Below are 12942 nucleotides of genomic sequence, written 5' to 3' on the forward strand. Positions count from 1 at the left end.
TCCAGGTCCAATATGACTGATTACCTGCTGCTCTTTATCGGCACCGTCCTTGTTAATAACTTCGTTTTAGTGAAGTTTCTTGGGCTGTGTCCGTTTATGGGCGTTTCCAAAAAACTGGAAACGGCCATGGGGATGGGTCTCGCCACCACCTTCGTGATGACGCTTGCGTCGGTTTGCGCGTGGCTGATTGATACCTGGATCCTCATTCCGCTTAATCTGATTTACCTGCGCACGCTGGCCTTTATTCTGGTCATCGCCGTGGTGGTGCAGTTCACCGAAATGGTGGTGCGAAAAACCAGCCCTGCGCTTTATCGTCTGCTCGGGATTTTTCTGCCGCTGATAACCACCAACTGTGCGGTACTCGGCGTGGCGCTGTTGAATATCAACCTTGGGCATAATTTCCTGCAATCGGCGCTGTACGGTTTCTCTGCGGCGGTCGGTTTTTCGCTGGTCATGGTGCTGTTCGCAGCGATTCGTGAACGCCTCGTGGTGGCCGATGTGCCTGCCCCATTCCGCGGGAACGCCATTGCGCTGATCACCGCCGGTCTGATGTCGTTGGCCTTTATGGGCTTTACTGGTTTGGTGAAGTTGTAATGACGTTAGTGTGGATTGCCATCGCTGCCCTCAGCCTGTTAGGCCTGATTTTTGGCGGTATTCTCGGATACGCTTCGCGCCGCTTTGCGGTCGAGGACGATCCGGTGGTGGAAAAAATTGATGAAATTCTGCCGCAAAGTCAGTGCGGCCAGTGCGGATATCCCGGCTGTCGCCCGTACGCAGAAGCCGTAGGTGCCCAGGGCGAGAAAATCAACCGCTGTGCGCCAGGCGGCGAAGCGGTGATGCTACGAATCGCCACGCTGCTTAACGTAGAACCACAGCCTATCGACGGCGACGAGCAGGCCGTGGAGCCCGTGCGCATGATTGCGGTTATCGACGAACCGAACTGTATCGGCTGCACCAAATGTATTCAGGCCTGCCCGGTGGATGCCATCGTTGGGGCCACCCGCGCGATGCACACCGTGGTGACTGACCTGTGCACCGGCTGTAATCTCTGCGTCGCCCCATGCCCGACGCAGTGCATCGAATTAATTCCGGTCGCAGAGACGACCGAGAGCTGGAAGTGGGATCTGCAAACCATTCCAGTCCGTATCATTCCAGTGGAACACCATGCTTAAGTTATTTTCCGCGTTCAGAAAGGATAAAATCTGGGACTTCGACGGCGGCATTCATCCTCCGGAAATGAAGACCCAGTCTAATGGCACGCCGCTGCGCCAGGTTCCTCTGGCGCAGCGCTACGTCATTCCACTGAAACAACATATTGGTGCCGAAGGCGAGCTTGCCGTGAGCACGGGCGATCGCGTTCTGCGCGGCCAACCGCTGACCCGTGGCTGGGGCCGTATGCTGCCAGTACACGCGCCAACGTCTGGTACCGTTATCGCCATTGCGCCCCACTCCACGGCACATCCTTCCGCGTTAGCCGAAATGAGCGTGATTATCGAAGCCGACGGCGACGACTGCTGGATTGATCGCGATGGCTGGAACGACTGGCAGAACCGCAGCCGCGAAGAACTTATCGAACGCATTCATGATTTCGGCGTTGCCGGACTCGGCGGCGCAGGTTTCCCGACCGGCACCAAGCTAAAAGGCGGCGGCGATAAAATCGATACGCTGATCATCAACGCCGCTGAATGCGAGCCGTATATCACCGCCGACGACCGCCTGATGCAGGATTGCGCGGCGCAAATCGTCGATGGCATTCGCATTCTGGCGCGTATTCTGCAGCCGAAAGAAGTGCTGATCGGCGTCGAAGACAATAAATCGCAGGCCATTTCGATGATGCGTGCGGTGCTGGCCGATGCGCATGGCATCAGCCTGCGGGTGATCCCAACCAAATATCCGTCCGGTGGTGCAAAACAGCTGACGCAGATCCTTACCGGCAAGCAGGTTCCGCACGGCGGGCGTTCGTCTGACATTGGCGTTCTGATGCAAAACGTCGGCACGGCCTTTGCGGTTAAGCGCGCCGTTATCGACGGTGAACCGCTGACTGAACGCGTCGTGACCCTCACCGGTGAGTCCGTTTCCCGGCCGGGTAACGTCTGGGCGCGACTGGGTACGCCGGTGCGTCATCTGCTGGAAGACGCCGGTTTCTGCCCAAGCCCGGAGCAAATGGTGATTATGGGCGGCCCACTGATGGGCTTTACCTTGCCATGGCTCGATGTGCCGGTGGTTAAAATCACCAACTGTCTGCTGGCACCTTCCCCACGCGAAATGGGTGAACCGGAAGAAGAACAAAGCTGTATTCGCTGTAGCGCCTGTGCCGATTCCTGCCCGGCAGATTTGCTGCCTCAGCAGCTGTACTGGTTCAGCAAAGGCCAGCAGCACGACAAAGCCACCGCGCACAATCTGGCCGACTGCATCGAATGCGGCGCCTGTGCGTGGGTCTGTCCAAGCAATATCCCTCTGGTGCAGTATTTCCGTCAGGAAAAGGCCGAAATCTCTGCCATCCAGCAGGAAGAAAAGCGTGCGGCCGAGGCCAAAGCCCGCTTCGAAGCGCGTGCAGCACGACTCGAGCGTGATAAAGCCGCCCGCCTTGAGCGCCATAAACACTCTGCGGCACAGCCTGCCGCCCAGGAGCAGGATGCGATTAACGCCGCCCTGAACCGTGTTCGTGATAAGCAAAAACAGGCGACGCAGCCTGTTGTTGTTCAGGCGGGTGTGCAACCCGATAACAGCGCAGTGATTGCTGCACGCGAAGCTCGCAAGGCCCAGGCGCGCGCCGCTCAGGCAGAAAAGCGCCAGACCGATAGCACCAGTGAAACGGTGAATGACGTAGCCGACCCACGCAAAGCCGCCGTTGAAGCCGCCATTGCACGTGCCAAAGCCCGTAAAGTTGAACAACAAACGACTGAAGCCCCTGCTGTCAACGCGGTTGACCCACGCAAAGCTGCCGTTGAAGCCGCCATTGCACGTGCTAAAGCACGCAAAGCGGCACAGCAGGCAGCCAACGAGTCTGAGGCTGAAACCATTGATCCGCGTAAAGCCGCCGTTGAAGCGGCTATCGCCCGTGCGAAAGCACGCAAAGCAGAAAAACAGGCAGTAAACGAGGAATAAATGGTCTTTAAAATCGCAAGCTCCCCATACACCCACAACCATCGCCAGACCTCGCGCATTATGCTGCTGGTCCTGTTGGCGACGGTCCCGGGGATCGCCGTTCAGACCTGGTTTTTCGGCTGGGGCACGCTGGTTCAAATCCTTATCGCGAGCGTCACTGCCTGGGTAGCAGAAGCCGCCATTCTGCGTCTGCGCAAACAGGAAATCGGTAAAACGCTGGGCGACAATTCCGCCCTGCTCACCGGCCTGCTGTTGGCTATCAGTATTCCGTCGATGGCGCCGTGGTGGATGGTGGTGCTTGGTACGGCCTTCGCGGTGATTATCGCCAAACAGCTTTATGGCGGCCTGGGCAATAACCCGTTTAACCCGGCGATGATTGGTTACGTGGTGCTGCTGATTTCCTTCCCGGTGCAGATGACGTCCTGGCTGCCACCGCAGGAAATCGCGATTAATACGCCGAACCTGATGGATACGCTGCAGATTATCCTCAGCGGACATACCGCCACCGGAACAGATATCAACGCACTGCGGATGGGTGTTGACGGCATCAGCCAGGCGACACCGCTGGACACCTTCAAAACCTCGCAGCACGCGGGCCACAGCGTTAATGACATTCTGCATTCCACGATTTATCGCGGCGCGCTGGCGGGCATTGGCTGGCAGTGGGTGAACGTTGCCTGGCTGGCGGGCGGCCTGTTTCTGCTGTGGCAACGGGCCATTCGCTGGCATATTCCGGTGAGTTTCCTGGTGACGCTCGCCGTCTGCGCCACGCTCGGCTGGGTATTCTCGCCTGAATCGTTGGCTTCACCGCAGATGCATATTTTATCCGGGGCGACGATGCTCGGTGCGTTCTTTATCCTGACCGACCCGGTGACCGCCTCTACTACCAATCGTGGCCGACTGCTGTATGGTGCGCTGGCTGGCGTGCTGGTGTGGCTGATTCGTAGCTTCGGCGGTTATCCCGATGGCGTGGCTTTCGCAACGCTGTTGGCCAATATTACCGTGCCGCTGATCGACTATTACACGCGCCCGCGCGTTTATGGACACCGCTGAGAACGACCATGCTGACGACGATTCGCAAACACGGCATCACGCTGGCCCTTTTCGCCGCGGGCGCCACAGGAACCACGGCCATCATTAATCAGATGACCAAAAGCACCATTGATATCCAGTCGGCCAGGCAGCAAATGGCGCTGTTCGATCAGGTGGTGCCGCAGGGACGCTATAATAACGACCTGCTGAAAAGCTGTTATGTACTGGACGCCCCGGCGTTAGGGAAAGGCAGCCATAAGATTTATATCGCCCGTAAAGATGACGCACCGGTCGCCGTGGTGATGGAAGCCACTGCGCCAGACGGGTATTCCGGTGCCATTCAGCTTCTGGTTGGGGCTGATTTTAGCGGCACCGTACTCGGTTCTCGCGTGACCCAGCACCATGAAACACCGGGTCTGGGTGATAAAATCGAGCTTCGCCATTCCGACTGGATCACCCGTTTTGCCGGCAAAATCATTCACGGCGATAATGACAGCCAGTGGGCGGTGAAGAAAGACGGCGGTGAGTTCGATCAGTTTACCGGTGCCACCATTACGCCTCGCGCGGTGGTGAATGCAGTAAAACGTGCCGGACTTTTTGCCGAGACGCTGCCGCAACAGATCAACGAACTTAGCCCCTGTGAAGAGTAAATCATGAGTGAAATCAAAGACGTTATTGTTCAGGGTTTATGGAAAAACAACTCCTCTCTGGTGCAGCTGTTAGGGCTGTGCCCGCTGCTGGCGGTGACCTCCACGGCAACCAACGCCCTTGGACTGGGGCTGGCGACCACGCTGGTGCTGACCCTGACCAACCTGTTTGTCTCCTTGCTTCGCCGCTGGACGCCACCTGAAATCCGTATTCCGATTTACGTGATGATCATCGCCTCGGTGGTGAGCTCAGTGCAGATGCTGATCAACGCCTACGCATTCGGCCTGTACCAGTCGCTGGGCATTTTCATCCCACTGATTGTGACCAACTGTATTGTCGTTGGCCGCGCCGAAGCCTTCGCGGCAAAGCAAGGTCCGATGCTGTCCGCGCTGGACGGTTTCGCCATCGGGATGGGGGCCACCTGCGCGATGTTTGTGCTGGGTTCCATCCGTGAAATTCTCGGCAACGGTACGCTGTTTGACGGCGCAGATGGCCTGCTGGGCAGTTGGGCCAAAGTGCTACGCATTGAAGTGTTCCACACCGATACGCCGTTCCTGCTGGCGATGCTGCCACCGGGTGCGTTTATTGGACTCGGTATGCTGCTGGCAGGGAAATACGTTATCGACCAGCGTATGAAGCAGAAAGCCACAAGTTTGCGTAATCATTGCGAAGTTGCGCCGGACGTCAAAGCCACGACAGGGAAAGCCTGATGAATAAAGAGAAGCGTCTTGAGATCCTCAGCCGGTTACGGGACAACGACCCGCACCCGACCACGGAACTTAATTTCACCAGCCCGTTCGAGCTGCTGATTGCGGTGCTGCTTTCCGCGCAGGCGACGGACGTCAGCGTCAATAAGGCCACGGCGAAACTGTATCCGGTGGCGAACACCCCGGAAGCGATGCTGGCGCTTGGCGTCGACGGTGTGAAAGAGTACATCAAGACTATCGGCCTGTTTAACAGCAAGGCCGAGAATGTGATTAAGACCTGCCGCATTCTGATTGAACAGCACGGCAGCGTGGTGCCGGAGGACCGGGCCGCACTGGAGGCCCTGCCCGGTGTAGGACGCAAAACCGCGAATGTGGTACTGAACACCGCATTTGGCTGGCCAACCATCGCCGTAGACACCCACATCTTCCGCGTCTGCAACCGCACCCACTTCGCGCCTGGCAAAAACGTCGAACAGGTAGAAGAGAAACTGCTGAAAGTGGTGCCTGCCGAATTTAAAGTAGACTGCCACCACTGGTTGATTCTACACGGTCGCTATACCTGCATCGCACGTAAGCCTCGCTGTGGCTCCTGCCTGATTGAAGACCTGTGCGAATTTAAAGAAAAAGTCGATTGCTGATCCCGTTTTAACGCCGTGTTGTCACACGGCTTTCCTGCCTTCTGATTCACTCACTAGCCTGCCAAAATCTAACGCATGATCCGGTCATTTATCGCTCTGGCAGGTTAATCGTTTTTTTCTCAGCTAAAATTTCTATACAAATGTGATCTAGATCACTTCGATAACATCACGTTACATCAATGTTATCAAAATGCTCACAAGCCTTTGCCGATGCAGTAGTTAACTGTTTTTTAGCCAGACATATCACCACTATTTTTAGGATTAATGGACCATATCACTGGATACAAAGTAAAACAGCAGAACATCTCGCCTTTAGGGCCAGAATCGGGCTCTGTTTTAGTGAAAAAATCTAACGGAATCGAAACGGTGGTGTTAAACGCTGAATAACATTTGGATGAACGGACGATTATAACGATCTCGTTATGTGTAACAGAGTATTACAAACCCCTTGTATGAACGTTCAGGATAGTGAACATTACCTCCCGTTTTCCCCTCCAAGAATAATTATAAGGCGGATGTCAAAACGAACGTCACGCCCACCACCCCCGTTAATATGGGATGTAAAAAAAGAGGTATATGTGTCTACTGCAAACAATAAACCAACTGAAGAAAGCGTAAGTCTCAACGCCTTCAAGCAACCAAAAGCGTTCTATCTCATATTCTCTATCGAACTTTGGGAACGTTTTGGCTATTACGGCCTCCAGGGCATTATGGCCGTCTACCTGGTGAAACAGCTGGGTATGTCCGAATCGGACTCCATTACGCTGTTCTCCTCTTTCAGTGCGCTGGTATATGGTCTGGTCGCTGTAGGCGGCTGGCTGGGCGATAAAGTTCTGGGTACCAAACGCGTTATCATGCTGGGCGCCATCGTTCTGGCGATCGGTTACGCACTGGTAGCCTTCTCAGGTCATGACGCTGCTGTCGTTTATATGGGTATGGCGACCATCGCGGTCGGTAATGGCCTGTTTAAAGCGAACCCGTCTTCCCTGCTTTCTACCTGTTACGACAAAGAGGATCCACGTCTGGACGGTGCATTCACCATGTACTACATGTCCATCAACATCGGTTCCTTCTTCTCTATGCTGGCCACTCCATGGCTGGCGGCGAAATACGGCTGGAGCACTGCGTTTGCGCTGAGCGTGGTCGGTATGTGTATCACCGTGGTGAACTTCGCGTTCTGCCAGAAATGGGTGAAAAGCTACGGTTCCAGGCCTGACTTTGCGCCGGTACACGTCGGCAAACTGCTGGCAACTATCGTCGGTGTTGTGATTCTGGTTGCTATCGCCACCTGGCTGCTGCACAACCAGGGTATCGCACGCTTGGTTCTGGGCGTTGTTGCTCTGGGTATCATCTGCATCTTCGCGAAAGAAACCTTCGCCATGCAGGGAGCTGCACGTCGTAAGATGCTCGTTGCTTTCATCCTGATGGTTGAAGCTATCGTGTTCTTCGTACTGTACAGCCAGATGCCAACATCTCTGAACTTCTTCGCTATCCGTAACGTTGAGCATTCCATTCTGGGTATCGCGTTTGAGCCAGAACAGTTCCAGGCACTCAACCCATTCTGGATCATGATTGGTAGCCCAATTCTGGCCGCCATCTACAACAAGATGGGCGACCGTATGCCAATGCCGAACAAATTTGCCTTCGGTATGGTACTGTGTTCCCTGGCCTTCCTGGTGCTGCCTCTGGGTGCGAAATTCGCATCTGACGCAGGTATCGTCTCTGTAAACTGGTTGATTCTGAGCTACGCACTGCAGTCTATCGGTGAGCTGATGATCTCCGGTCTGGGTCTGGCAATGGTTGCACAGCTGGTTCCACAGCGTCTGATGGGCTTCATTATGGGTAGCTGGTTCCTGACTACCGCCGGTGCTGCAATCATCGCCGGTAACGTGGCCAACCTGATGGCGGTTCCAGAAAACGTAACCGACCCTCTGCAGTCCCTGCATGTCTACGGTGATGTGTTCATGAAGATTGGTATCGCGACCGCTGTTATCTCTGTACTGATGATGCTGACCGCACCGAAACTGAATCGCATGACTCAGGATGACGAAGCGGATATCGCAAAAGCTCGCGAGACAGCTTCCGCATAACTTTCCCGGAAAACGAATTAATTAAGCCGCTGATACGTTCAGCGGCTTTTTTTTTATCTGTTCGCGCTCTAGGATAAGGAACACATCTGTGTCCAAAGGAGTTCGTCATGAAATTGTTCTACAAACCCGGTGCCTGTTCCCTTGCTTCCCACATCGCGTTGCAAGAGAGCGGGATTGATTTTTCGCTGGTCGGCGTTGATCTCGCGAAAAAGCAGCTGGAAAACGGGGAAGATTATTGGCAAGTGAACCCAAAAGGACAGGTGCCCGCCCTGCTTCTGGATGACAATACCCTGCTGACTGAAGGTGTGGCGATTATGCAGTACATCGCCGATACGAAAGTCGATCGTCAGCTGCTGGCCCCGGTGGGTAGCATTGCGCGCTACAGGACGCTGGAATGGCTGAATTACATCGCCACAGAGCTGCACAAGGGCTTTACGCCACTGTTCCGTCCCGACACGCCGGAAGACTTCAAGCCAACCGTCCGTGCGCTGCTGGAGAAGAAACTGAACTACGTGAATGATGCTCTGCGAGATAACGAGTGGATTTGCGGTAGCCGCTTTACGATTGCCGATGGCTATCTGTTTACCGTTCTGCGCTGGGCGCATGCGGTGAAGCTGGATATGAGCGGACTGAAGAATATTGAAGCCTACATGGCGCGCGTAGCGGCCCGTCCGGGCGTAACGGCGGCAATGGAAGCCGAAGGTCTGAGCTAACCCGGCGGCGCAAACCTGCCAGAATAACAACAGAACACAGGCCCGATAAGCGTTAGCGCCATCGCGCAAGAAAAAGGCCGCATTCGCGGCCTTTCCTTTTTCCTGTCAGCAGGAATTTACTTCCAGCACACCAGGCAGTAGTTTTTCTTACCACGACGCAGCAGCGTGTAGCGTCCGAACAGACGATCGCTTTCAGCGAAAGTGTATTCCGGATCAATCTGCTTCTCACCGTTGATGGTGACCGCATTCGAGGCGATAGTTTTACGCGCCTGACCGCGGGACGGCTGCAGTTCGGAATCCACCAGCGCCTGGATCAGGTCAGCACCTTTTTCCATTTCAACCATCGGAACGCCATCCTGCGCCAGCTGTTCGAAATCCGCTTCGCTTAACGCGCTCAGCGTGCCGTTGAACAGGCTTTCGGTGATGCGTTTTGCCGCTACCAGGCCTTCTTCACCATGAACCAGACGGGTCACCTGCTCGGCCAGAACGTACTGGGCACGCGGGGCTTTGCCGCTGTTTTTGTCTTCTTCTTCCAGCGCATTGATTTCGGTAATGTCCATGAAGGTGAAGAATTTCAGGAAGCGGTAAACGTCCGCATCCGCGGTGTTGATCCAGAATTGATAGAATTTGTACGGGCTGGTTTTCTTCGGATCCAGCCACACAGCGCCGCCTTCGGTCTTACCAAATTTGGTGCCGTCTGATTTGGTTATCAGCGGAACGGTCAGGCCAAACACCTGGTTCTGGTGCAGACGACGGGTCAGGTCGATACCGGAGGTGATGTTGCCCCACTGATCAGAGCCGCCAATCTGCAGCGCCACACCGTGCAGTTTGTTCAGGCAAGCGAAGTCATAACCCTGCAACAGGTTGTAGGAGAACTCGGTGAACGAGATACCCTGGTCGTCACGATTCAGACGCTGTTTCACCGCTTCCTTGTTGATCATCTGGTTTACAGAGAAGTGCTTACCGATGTCACGCAGGAAGGTCAGCACGTTCATGCCGCCGAACCAGTCATAGTTGTTGGCCGCGATGGCAGAGTTGCTGCCGCAGTCGAAATCGAGGAATGGGGCTACCTGTTTGCGGATTTTATCCACCCACTCCTGCACGGTATCTTCGGTGTTCAACTTACGCTCGGCCGCTTTAAAGCTTGGATCGCCGATAAGACCGGTCGCTCCGCCCACCAGTGCCACAGGCTTGTGACCTGCTTCCTGGAAGCGTTTCAGGCATAACAGGGGAACGAGATGCCCCAAATGCAAGCTGTCAGCGGTCGGATCGAAGCCGCAATAGAGCGCGATCGGGCCCTGCGCCAGTCGCTCTGCTAACGCGTCCTCATCCGTCACCTGAGCCACAAGGCCCCGCTCTTGCAATTGTTTAATCAAGTTACTGCTCGCCATCAAAGTCTCCATGTATAAAACAGACTGCACCTTAGCCGGTACACGACGTTTCGCCATTTGCGAAAGGTTTATAGAATAAAACGCCAGCCCGTGTTGTGCCAGCGCTTAAAACAACAAAATGCGCGATTACGGCGCGAGGCGGTCGATTTTCCAGGCGTCGTTTTCACGCTGGTATAAAAAACGATCGTGCAGACGGTGTTCACCACCCTGCCAGAACTCCATCGACTCAATATTGATGCGGTAGCCACCCCAGAAACTGGGCAGCGGCACTTCGCCCTGCTGGAACTTCTGTTTGAGCTCGAGGAATTTGCTTTCGAGGATCCCGCGCGCCGAAATACGGCTGGACTGTTTGGAGACCCAGGCGCCAATCTGGCTGTCACGTGGGCGGCTGTGGAAGTATTTCACCACTTCAAGGGTAGAAAGACGCTCGGCTTTACCGGTGACCATTACCTGACGCTCCAGCATATGCCACGGGAAAAGCAGGCTGATACGCGGATTCTGCTCCAGATGGTGCGCCTTCCGGCTACCGAGGTTGGTATAGAACACCAGCCCTTTTTCGTCATAATGCTTTAACAAAACGATACGCTGGTACGGCTGACCGTTTTCGTCCACGGTTGCCACAACCATCGCGGTAGGATCGGCGAGTCTGGCCTCACAGGCCTGACCCAACCAGCGCTCAAACAGCGCCAGGGGTTCAGCAGGAAGATCGCGACGGCGCAGGCCGCCACGGGTGTACTCACGGCGCAGATGCGCGATTTGCTGCAGGGAGTCGTTGTCAGACATGGCGTTTAGGATAGTTGTCTTCAGGTGACGCTATTGTGCGCCGCCATCAGCAAAATCTCAACGCTTCGGGTTTTGTAACTGACAGTTATTCAGCACGATACGGTCACGTTTGTAAACCGTGGCGCTGTCGCCCTTCGACCAGAAAACGTAAATACCGTCGGTGTAACGCGCGCCAGAGGCAGAGATGCCCTGGGTTAATGTTTGCTGCTGATTGTCATAGATGAAATCAACCTGCTGACGGGTGTTATTGAGGTGAACGGTCAGCGGTTTTTCATCGCACTGGTATTGCAGAGTCTCGGTGTTCATTCGCTCAACGAACTGGTTGTAGTAGCTACAACCGGAGAGCATAAGGGGGGCTATCAGTGGTAGTACAGCGAGAAGAATTTTTTTCATTGGCTTGCCTTAAGACTGTCCCGGTCCCGGAGGGCAGATGCCCTCCCTTAACTCTTCCATTCTATCGCCAACGAGCTCGCATCTCAGTCAGTTAACTCTGATTCTACACCGGGTTTGCAGGGAATATAGCCCCTAAAATAGTAGGGTCACTGGCACCAGTGACCGACGGTAAATTACCCGGCAGCCCTGCAAGGGTACGCCACGCGAGCCATGCGAAGGCCAGACCTTCCATATCGTCTCCACTGACGCCAGCATCGTCGGTGGTCGAGACTTCCGTGCCCGGCAGCAGCGCAGCCAGACGCGCCATCAACAGCGGATTACGGCTTCCGCCACCGCACACCAATAACCGTTCACAGCCGCCGCTTAGCAACACCTGCTCGCTGATGGTAACTGCGGTTAATTCGGTCAGCGTGGCCATGACATCTTTCGCCACTAAACCCGGGTGCTTCGCCAGTTGGCGTTCCAGCCAGCCGTAATTGAAATATTCTCGACCGGTACTTTTCGGTGCCGGCAGCGCAAACCACGGGTCGCTCAGCATTTCCTGCAACAGTGGCAGGATAACTTTGCCTGAATTCGCCCACTCAGCGTCTTTATCGTACGGTTTACCGCACTGACGCCAGATCCACGCATCCATCAGCATGTTGCCCGGCCCGGTGTCGTGCCCTTTTACCGGCAAACCAGGGCAAAGCATCGACAGATTCGCAATTCCGCCGATGTTCAGCACGATGCGACGCTCATGCGGATTGGCCAGCAGCGCGTGGTGGAATGCAGGCACCAGCGGCGCCCCTTGGCCACCAAGGGCGATATCGCGACGGCGGAAATCACCAACCACCGTCACGCCGGTGCGTGCGGCAATAATATTATTGTCACCAATTTGCAGCGTATGCGGGGCGTCTCCATCCGGTTCATGCCAGACGGTCTGGCCATGACAGCCAATGGCCACGATATCACCGGCAGACAGTTTTTCCTGCGCCATCAGCGCCAACACCGCATCGGCAAACAGACGTCCCAGGCGCGTATCGAGCTGACCGTACTGCGACAGCGTCAGTTGCTGACCCTGGCAAATCGCAAGGATGTCTTCCTTCAGCGCAATGGGAATGGGATACGACAGGCTGGCCTGCTGCGCCACCATGTTATCGTCCATGGCCGCGAGCACCACATCCACGCCATCAAGGCTGGTACCCGACATCACACCAATATAGCGACCCGAATTCATACGCCTTCCTTAGTTCATGACAGAGAGCCACACTGAAACATAAAGTCTTTCTTAATACCATGATCCAATAACAAAATTTAACAAACCTGTGCGCGGGCGCGATACGGCCTGAGCCAAAGTGGCAACGTAACGGCCGTTTACGCTTGGTTAAGCACAAAGAGATTACAATTTTGAAGAGATCCTCGCGGAACATATGACCTGTGGTACATAAATGCCATATAAT

Annotated in this window: 12 protein-coding genes and 1 pseudogene; 9 read left to right on the forward strand and 4 right to left on the reverse strand. The window is 55.1% G+C overall.

The window, feature by feature from the left end:
* The first annotated feature begins 12 nt into the window (after positions 1-12).
* The 9 genes and pseudogenes from rsxA to gstA all read left to right on the forward strand — a co-directional run bounded on the left by rsxA (position 13) and on the right by gstA (position 8936).
* Positions 13-594: an electron transport complex subunit RsxA gene (rsxA, locus tag MUU47_RS11890; protein WP_159767909.1), complete on the forward strand. Its 582-nt coding sequence runs from the start codon at positions 13-15 to the stop codon at positions 592-594.
* Positions 594-1172: an electron transport complex subunit RsxB gene (gene rsxB / locus MUU47_RS11895; protein ID WP_258988415.1), complete on the forward strand. Its 579-nt coding sequence runs from the start codon at positions 594-596 to the stop codon at positions 1170-1172. The genes rsxA and rsxB overlap by 1 nt, the downstream gene beginning before the upstream one ends.
* Positions 1165-3105: pseudogene (rsxC, locus tag MUU47_RS11900) on the forward strand (electron transport complex subunit RsxC); the annotation flags it as partial. The gene rsxB and the pseudogene rsxC, both read left to right, overlap by 8 nt.
* A 3-nt stretch (positions 3106-3108) precedes the next feature.
* Positions 3109-4161 (forward strand): electron transport complex subunit RsxD, encoded by a 1053-nt coding sequence (gene rsxD, locus MUU47_RS11905; protein ID WP_258988416.1) that lies wholly within the window; start codon positions 3109-3111, stop codon positions 4159-4161.
* 8 nt (positions 4162-4169) lie between these two features.
* Positions 4170-4790: an electron transport complex subunit RsxG gene (gene rsxG / locus MUU47_RS11910; protein WP_258988417.1), complete on the forward strand. Its 621-nt coding sequence runs from the start codon at positions 4170-4172 to the stop codon at positions 4788-4790.
* 3 nt (positions 4791-4793) lie between these two features.
* Positions 4794-5498: an electron transport complex subunit E gene (locus MUU47_RS11915; protein ID WP_159756142.1), complete on the forward strand. Its 705-nt coding sequence runs from the start codon at positions 4794-4796 to the stop codon at positions 5496-5498.
* The gene (gene nth / locus MUU47_RS11920; RefSeq protein WP_258988419.1) at positions 5498-6133 is read left to right on the forward strand and encodes an endonuclease III; all 636 of its coding nucleotides are present in this window, start codon (positions 5498-5500) and stop codon (positions 6131-6133) included. Before MUU47_RS11915 ends, nth begins: the two co-directional genes overlap by 1 nt.
* 578 nt (positions 6134-6711) lie before the next feature.
* Positions 6712-8223: a dipeptide/tripeptide permease DtpA gene (gene dtpA / locus MUU47_RS11925; protein ID WP_258988421.1), complete on the forward strand. Its 1512-nt coding sequence runs from the start codon at positions 6712-6714 to the stop codon at positions 8221-8223.
* Between the two features lie 107 nt (positions 8224-8330).
* Positions 8331-8936, forward strand: a complete 606-nt coding sequence (gstA, locus tag MUU47_RS11930; protein WP_258988423.1) for a glutathione transferase GstA — start codon at positions 8331-8333, stop codon at positions 8934-8936.
* Between the two features lie 116 nt (positions 8937-9052).
* Here the strand turns inward: gstA and tyrS are convergent, their stop codons facing one another.
* The 4 genes from tyrS to anmK form a co-directional block, all read right to left on the reverse strand.
* Entirely contained in the window at positions 9053-10327 is a 1275-nt protein-coding gene (tyrS, locus tag MUU47_RS11935) for a tyrosine--tRNA ligase (RefSeq protein WP_258988424.1), read from the reverse strand.
* 126 nt (positions 10328-10453) lie between these two features.
* The gene (pdxH, locus tag MUU47_RS11940) at positions 10454-11110 is read right to left on the reverse strand and encodes a pyridoxamine 5'-phosphate oxidase (protein WP_159767882.1); all 657 of its coding nucleotides are present in this window, start codon (positions 11108-11110) and stop codon (positions 10454-10456) included.
* A gap of 57 nt (positions 11111-11167) precedes the next feature.
* On the reverse strand, positions 11168-11503 hold the full coding sequence (gene mliC, locus MUU47_RS11945) for a C-type lysozyme inhibitor (protein ID WP_258988425.1): 336 nt from the start codon (positions 11501-11503) through the stop codon (positions 11168-11170).
* A 103-nt stretch (positions 11504-11606) separates the two neighbouring features.
* A complete protein-coding gene (anmK, locus tag MUU47_RS11950; protein WP_258988426.1) occupies positions 11607-12719 on the reverse strand; it encodes an anhydro-N-acetylmuramic acid kinase in 1113 nt (370 codons plus the stop codon).
* Positions 12720-12942: the final 223 nt, after the last annotated feature.

The sequence above is a fragment of the Scandinavium hiltneri genome (assembly GCF_024764835.1).
GTDB lineage: Bacteria > Pseudomonadota > Gammaproteobacteria > Enterobacterales > Enterobacteriaceae > Scandinavium > Scandinavium hiltneri.

Excerpts from the sequence above, each read along its gene's own strand:
- rsxA (WP_159767909.1), top strand. The coding sequence starts at position 13 with ATGACTGATTACCTGCTGCTCTTTATCGGCACCGTCCTTGTTAATAAC.
- rsxB (WP_258988415.1), top strand. The coding sequence starts at position 594 with ATGACGTTAGTGTGGATTGCCATCGCTGCCCTCAGCCTGTTAGGCCTG.
- rsxD (WP_258988416.1), top strand. The coding sequence starts at position 3,109 with ATGGTCTTTAAAATCGCAAGCTCCCCATACACCCACAACCATCGCCAG.
- rsxG (WP_258988417.1), top strand. The coding sequence starts at position 4,170 with ATGCTGACGACGATTCGCAAACACGGCATCACGCTGGCCCTTTTCGCC.
- MUU47_RS11915 (WP_159756142.1), top strand. The coding sequence starts at position 4,794 with ATGAGTGAAATCAAAGACGTTATTGTTCAGGGTTTATGGAAAAACAAC.
- nth (WP_258988419.1), top strand. The coding sequence starts at position 5,498 with ATGAATAAAGAGAAGCGTCTTGAGATCCTCAGCCGGTTACGGGACAAC.
- gstA (WP_258988423.1), top strand. The coding sequence starts at position 8,331 with ATGAAATTGTTCTACAAACCCGGTGCCTGTTCCCTTGCTTCCCACATC.
- tyrS (WP_258988424.1), bottom strand. The coding sequence starts at position 10,327 with ATGGCGAGCAGTAACTTGATTAAACAATTGCAAGAGCGGGGCCTTGTG.
- pdxH (WP_159767882.1), bottom strand. The coding sequence starts at position 11,110 with ATGTCTGACAACGACTCCCTGCAGCAAATCGCGCATCTGCGCCGTGAG.
- mliC (WP_258988425.1), bottom strand. The coding sequence starts at position 11,503 with ATGAAAAAAATTCTTCTCGCTGTACTACCACTGATAGCCCCCCTTATG.
- anmK (WP_258988426.1), bottom strand. The coding sequence starts at position 12,719 with ATGAATTCGGGTCGCTATATTGGTGTGATGTCGGGTACCAGCCTTGAT.